Here is a 6161-nt window from a genome sequence, read left to right as displayed (position 1 = left end):
AATTATGGGCCGAAATGTCGCTTGGATGTAATGGTTCCAGTGACAGGTAAGTGTCATTGAAATCCATGTATCTTATAAACAGTGAATTAAGAAATGCAGAGAAATCAGGAGATGATGTGCCCATGCCGATAATCTTGGCATTTCCGGGATATAGCCCGATCATCTTTTTAACTTTTGACGCAGGTGGAGAATCTATTGATGAATATGCAACGCCCAATGCATCTATGAATCTTCGCTTCACTTCATGTTTTACGTCTTCTCCTATGTTCTCATAGGATACGCCACTTATAAATTCAGCCAGATTATTTTCGATAGCCATGATAAATAATAGCGTTTTATAATATATTGTTTGTTATTAAAAAATACTTTTGCACTGTGCGAAAAATTGATAAAGGACTTACAGTTATAAGATTAAAATGTCAACCAAGAAAAACAATATTCCGGGGAAAAAACAGGGAAAAAATAAACCGAACTATGCAGGATTCTTTAAAACAAGGAATTTTTTATTAACAGCTATAATGGCAGTCATAATAGTTGTCATAGTTGTGCTGGCTGTATTGAATCCATTTTTCGCTCCTCCTGCAAAAATCACTTCGGGCAAGTATTATAAAGTATCACAGGGAGACCTCCTTTCCAATGGAAGTTCGGCGGTGTATTTTCTTTCATGGATAGGATGCCCCATAGGAGCCACTGATTCCTGGGCACTGTATTATGGTATTAACTCAACAACAAATATATCTAGCCATGTAGAATTACATACTGCAGATCCAGCGGATATTTATTCTAACTCTACCACTGGTCAACCGGGACTTTTATTTAAGGGAAATTTCACATTTACTGCCTCAGGGCATAAATCTACCTTCTATCCCCTTTACATGTACAATGAGACCATGAGTGGAACTGTGGGAAATAAGCCCATCAACGAATCCCTGGTGTCATACGGGCTTTCACTTATAAATAGTACATATCCCGCAAAGGTAGCAGCTATGTTCAACAAATACTCAAGTGATATTACATTTAAGGGCCACCTGACAACTACCATTCTTATAACCGGTCCTCATGGAACTTACATCTTCAATGCGTTTATGTATGCTCCCTGGAGGAGTGCTTGGAAGTGGGTCTGCGTCTCCTGGCCACTGGAGTCCTAATACTCCACAATATGTCATGTCTCATCTTGGGAGTTCAACCCATATAACAAAAGCAGCATCCACCTTTATGGGATATCTTGCAAAAAGCCAGTAAAATAGCAAAAAATATTATCCCTGTTTTTATAGGGTGTTATGTCCACACTGTACCTAGTAGGGATAGGTCCCGGAAATAGAGGAGAGATTACAGAGGATGCAATAAAAAGCCTTGAGGGTTCAGATATAATAATGGGATATACCAAATACATAGAGTTAATAGAAAAATTTATTGAAAACAGGAACGTTGTTCCAGGTTCTGTCACAGATGAAATGGAAAGGGCTAACAGGGCGATAAACTATGTCATGCAAGGAAAAAATGTATCTATAATTTCGAGTGGTGATTCTGGTATATACGGCATGGCCGGCATAGTTTTTGAGATTCTCGCTGCCCATAAATATGATATTGATGTTAAAATTATTCCCGGGATCACAGCATTGAATTCCGCAGGGTCACTTCTTGGTGTCCCCTTTATGAACGATTTCTGCTCCATAAGCCTGAGCGACAGGCTTACACCGGTGGATATAATAATAAAAAGGATCCATGCAGCAGGCAGCGGGGATTTTGTTACGGCACTATACAATCCAGTCAGTTCAAGGCGAACCGAACTTATAAAAAAGGCCAGGGAAATCATGCTGGAATATAGAGATAAAAGTACACCGGTAGGAATCGTCAAAAACGCATACAGGGATGGTCAAAAAGTGGAAATATCAACATTAGAAAACTTCCTGAACTTTGATATAGATATGTTCACGCTGGTAGTAATAGGCAATTCCAGCACATACGTCTATGGAAAATATATGATAACGCCCAGGAATTATAATACAAAATATCATATTTAGGAATTGAAAAAACTATTTAATTAATCCATTAATAATGGCATGTGTTTGCTGAAGAAGCCAGAGGAGTGGTAAAGATTGAAATCGGTGAGCGAAGGCTGTCGCTGAATATGGATTCCGATATGATTTATTATTCCCTGGGTGATAGAACATATAGAAGAACCAGAATGAATGATTTTATAGAATTAAGGTACATTAATGGAAAGAGAAATGCAAGGCTTCTGGATGAAAAGGAGAAACGTGGTATAGCAAATTCATTTTACAGTGATATCGAACTGGTTTCCACAGAGTATCCATTTCTAAAAAAACATAGAAAGGACTACGAGTTTCTGAAAAAAAGAGGTATAGACCTTATTGGAATTTATGGTGAAAAGATACCTATAGTGCCACCTGACCGGTACTTTTCGCTCTATTTACGTATATCCGCAGGTTGCCCATGGAACAAATGTTCATTCTGCAATCTCTATAAGGATCAAAAATATTCTCCATTGCCATTTTCTATGGTTAGGGAACAGGCTGAAAGGTTAGGAGAATTTTTTAAGAATTCAATAGAATCCATGAACGGGATATTTCTTGGAGATGCTAATGCAGTTTCCATGAGTTCTGATATGCTGTATAATTATTTTGATTATTTCAGGGAAAAATTCCATATGCCCTTTTATGCATTTTCCGATGCCTTTACCACACCATTGAGAAATACAGATTTCAAAATGATGAGGGAAATGGGGCTAAAGAGGATATACATTGGTATAGAAAGTGGTAATCCGGGTATACTTAGAATGCTTAACAAGAAAATGGACACTCAAATGGCACGTGAATTTATAGGAAAAATTCAGGATTCAGGAATTAACGTTGGGCTTATAGTTATGTCTGGATTTGGGAAAGACCATGTAAGGGATACTGTAAAATTTCTGAAATCTATTGAATATTCAAAGGGAGACATAATATATATTTCTCCAATAAAAGAATATAATAATTTTCATGAAATTCTAATGGAAAATGGAATGGAAATAAGGAACAGCGAATTTACGGAAATCAGGGATAATCTTAAGGATTCCCTGGACATTCCGGTTGTGATTTATAATGTTGATGAATCACTGTACTAATTGAATAATTTAACGTTGTTGTGCCCCGATATCAGAGTAAAGGCATGCAGGATCCTGTGCAAATATGTTACCATAGCGGGCATATGCTCTTGACCTGGAACCGCCACAGGAATCACCCCATTCGCAGGCTCCACATAGCCCACCAAGATTTGAGCTTTTTCTTAACAATTTGAGGGTTTCGTTGTCCCTGTAGATATCGACTATAGAATTTTCCTTGATATTTCCAAGTTTGTAGGGAAGAAAACCACTGGGGTAAACATCACCATTATAGGCCACGAATATTATTCCATTTCCGTCCCTAGTGTTAGAAACCCTTGAGGGTATATTTTTGGATTCCGGTAGCCCCAGAAGATCTATAGTTTTGCTTATAAGTTTGTGATAAAGTTCCCCTGAATAATTTTCATTTCCCTGGTCTATTATTCTCCTGAAGATTGGTGATTCAACTGTCCTTACCACTATTCCGTAATTCATTACAAACAGAAGCCAATGATTTATGTCTTCGAATTCCTCAGGAGTCAAATCCTCAGAATCAATTGCTCTCCCTGTCTGTATAAGGAAAAATACTTCCCATGTTTTTACATTATTGTCAATAAGAAGCTTTAGGAGTTCAGGAAGCTGATCCAAATTCTTTTTCATTACCACCGAATTTATCTGGAGTTTCATATGTTTTGAGTTTAACAGGTTTATGAGTTCTATGGTTTTGTCATAAACACCGGGATCTCTAAGCCAGTCATGCATATCTCGGTCTCCATCCAGGGACAGGGATGCTGAGAGGATATGGTGAGATTTGAAATAATCTATTCTTTCTGGTGTCAGGAGATCTGTGGCAGCTGGGCTTATTGATGTGGGTATTCCATATTTTTCGGCGGTTTCAATAATATTGTTTATACCAGTACGCCTCATCATATCACCTCCTGTCAGAATAAGTACTGGATAAGGCTTCCCAAAATTTTGAATTGATTTTATAAATAAAGTGGTTTCATTGTCAGTTAATTCATCGGGAAGTGAGTTCTCCATTGCAGAGGCACGGCAGTGTGTGCATGCCAGGGCACATGCCTTGGTGGTTTCCCAGAAAATAAGTATTGGTTTCTGGTTGTAGTCGATCATATGGAGTTAAATGAAAGTTTGTATAATAGAATGATGAATGTATGTGAATATGTTTTTGAAAAGGGGAAGGATTAAATAGATGCGAAAAAACATTCTGGATTTGTATGAAATATACTGAAAATCAATAGACGTATTCTTTTTTAATTTGTTATACACGTTCATTTAAATCGATATATAACCAAACTGAAATGGTATTGGAGGAATAATATGATGCAGGAAAGTGCCAGAAAAAACATAATACAAAAAGTACTGAGATGATTTCATAGAAGTTTACAGTGTTACTAAATCAAAAGCAACGGGAGGTACTTCTATTTGTGGGCAATTAAGATGGCTTTATGCGGTTGAGCTCTTACTCTGATTCCAAAAGGATAAACAGATTACCATTCAGGATAATCTGAACTGCGATATCCTAATTTCTGGAAATCACTAGAAAAGGAAATAACATAAGGTTTAGTTCCACCGACCTCAATTACACCGGAGTTTGACAATTCTCGGACATGTATTTGTATATTCCTTAGTGAAGTTTCATATTTCATATGCTTCCATAAATATGCCTGAATATTGGTTGTTGTGGTCATTCCAGCTTCTAGAGCAGTTATAATATATCTATGAAGATTGTCTGATCTGAAATTATAGAAGCCAAATGGACGCATGTTTAGATTCCTGAATGTTATTGAGTCAAGTACACCATTTTTCCTATATTCAACACTATATGCAATTTTATTATTGGTTTCCAATGCCCACAACATGCTAGCTGATGAATATACCCCTGGTCCTGAACTAATGTTCACCACGTAGTTCGAATCAGGAAGACCTTTAAGTTTTCTATAATAGTATCTTATATCCCATAAATTATCTGTCCTATTTTCCTTTATTTTAATTTCTTCATTTGCATTATGCACCATATCCTTCAGTTTATTTAATATTACTTCATTTAATGGAGCTTCCTGTCTAATCCCTACTAATGGAGATTTAGAAGATGTAAATATGTATATATTTGAAGGGTCAAACTTCAAATTATCTCTTACGAAATTCGTAACAAGATATTCTTTAAACCCTATAAAAGTGATCAAATCTGCTTTTTCTTTATGCGAAGTAAAAAATTCGTTTTTTTGCATAGTAACATTAATATATGACCGAATATTAACTTTATTATGAAGAGTATGAAAATATACATCAAGAGGATAACTGGTAAAATGATTCCATTTGAATACAATTATTTTCTTGGTATTGCGTTCCTCCGAAAACTTATTTATTTTCAGGAGAAGAATTTGAGATTACATAGCAGCTCCCAGATAGGCATATATACATTTAGTAACATTATTTCCCCATACCACAAAAAATTAGGCCAACCGGCAGATAATGGACTTGACATAGAAAGTGGGTATATATTTTTTAGAACTCTTAATGAAAGCCTATCTAACTATTTACGTCTTGGAATTTTGGAAGATCCGACAATTAAAATAAAAGACACTACATATCAAGTATCGAGGATAGAAGATATAAAACCACCAAGTATAGAAAAACAAGAGCTGAAGTTTAAAACACTTTCACCAGTATTAGTTAGAGATTACTCCAAAAAAAATTTTTATGTAAACAAAGAAGTTAATGTGCCAGTAAATTTAAAAGCTATTATGGAAAATCAACTGACAAAATTTTTTAGTATTCATCAACCTACATTGAATTTTTCAAATTTGAATCTTAAAAGAAAAACAATACGCATATCTAGCAATGGCAAAAAAGAGAGCATTACAACAGGTTTTAATTTAACAGGTGTTATTTCAGGAACCCCAGAAATTCTTAAAATATTATATTATAAAGGACTCGGATCAAAAACTTCGCTGGGACTTGGCTGCTGGGAGGTGGTTGAATGAACCGAGATCATATGGAATATGAAAGTCCGATGACTTTTAAGAATGATTTTATT

General features: G+C 35.8%; 7 protein-coding genes. 4 read left to right on the top strand and 3 right to left on the bottom strand.

The window, feature by feature from the left end; genetic code table 11:
* A partial coding sequence (locus AMDU4_RS12820; RefSeq protein WP_021788361.1) for an MmgE/PrpD family protein occupies positions 1–319 on the bottom strand: 319 nt, incomplete at its 3' end.
* Positions 320–416: 97 nt separating this feature from the next.
* Between AMDU4_RS12820 and AMDU4_RS12815 the strand changes: the two genes are divergently transcribed.
* The 3 genes from AMDU4_RS12815 (at position 417) to AMDU4_RS12805 (ending at position 3127) form a co-directional block, all read left to right on the top strand.
* Positions 417–1148, top strand: coding sequence for a DUF929 family protein (locus AMDU4_RS12815; RefSeq protein ID WP_021788360.1), 732 nt, complete (start codon positions 417–419; stop codon positions 1146–1148).
* Positions 1149–1280: 132 nt separating this feature from the next.
* On the top strand, positions 1281–2024 hold the full coding sequence (gene cobJ, locus AMDU4_RS12810) for a precorrin-3B C(17)-methyltransferase (RefSeq protein ID WP_021788359.1): 744 nt from the start codon (positions 1281–1283) through the stop codon (positions 2022–2024).
* Positions 2025–2065: 41 nt separating this feature from the next.
* Positions 2066–3127, top strand: a complete 1062-nt coding sequence (locus AMDU4_RS12805; protein ID WP_021788358.1) for a radical SAM protein — start codon at positions 2066–2068, stop codon at positions 3125–3127.
* A 9-nt stretch (positions 3128–3136) separates the two neighbouring features.
* Here the strand turns inward: AMDU4_RS12805 and AMDU4_RS12800 are convergent, their stop codons facing one another.
* Both AMDU4_RS12800 and AMDU4_RS12795 read right to left on the bottom strand, forming a co-directional pair.
* Entirely contained in the window at positions 3137–4234 is a 1098-nt protein-coding gene (locus AMDU4_RS12800; RefSeq protein ID WP_021788357.1) for a TIGR04053 family radical SAM/SPASM domain-containing protein, read from the bottom strand.
* A 377-nt stretch (positions 4235–4611) separates the two neighbouring features.
* Positions 4612–5352: a hypothetical protein gene (locus AMDU4_RS12795; RefSeq protein ID WP_021788356.1), complete on the bottom strand. Its 741-nt coding sequence runs from the start codon at positions 5350–5352 to the stop codon at positions 4612–4614.
* 36 nt (positions 5353–5388) lie between these two features.
* Between AMDU4_RS12795 and cas6 the strand changes: the two genes are divergently transcribed.
* Positions 5389–6108: a CRISPR-associated endoribonuclease Cas6 gene (cas6, locus tag AMDU4_RS12790; protein ID WP_021788355.1), complete on the top strand. Its 720-nt coding sequence runs from the start codon at positions 5389–5391 to the stop codon at positions 6106–6108.
* The last annotated feature ends 53 nt before the right edge of the window (positions 6109–6161 follow it).

It is taken from the genome of Ferroplasma sp. Type II, from assembly GCF_000496155.1.
The sequence above is the reverse complement of the archived record's forward strand: the minus strand, read 5'-3'. Positions and strand labels throughout refer to the sequence as shown.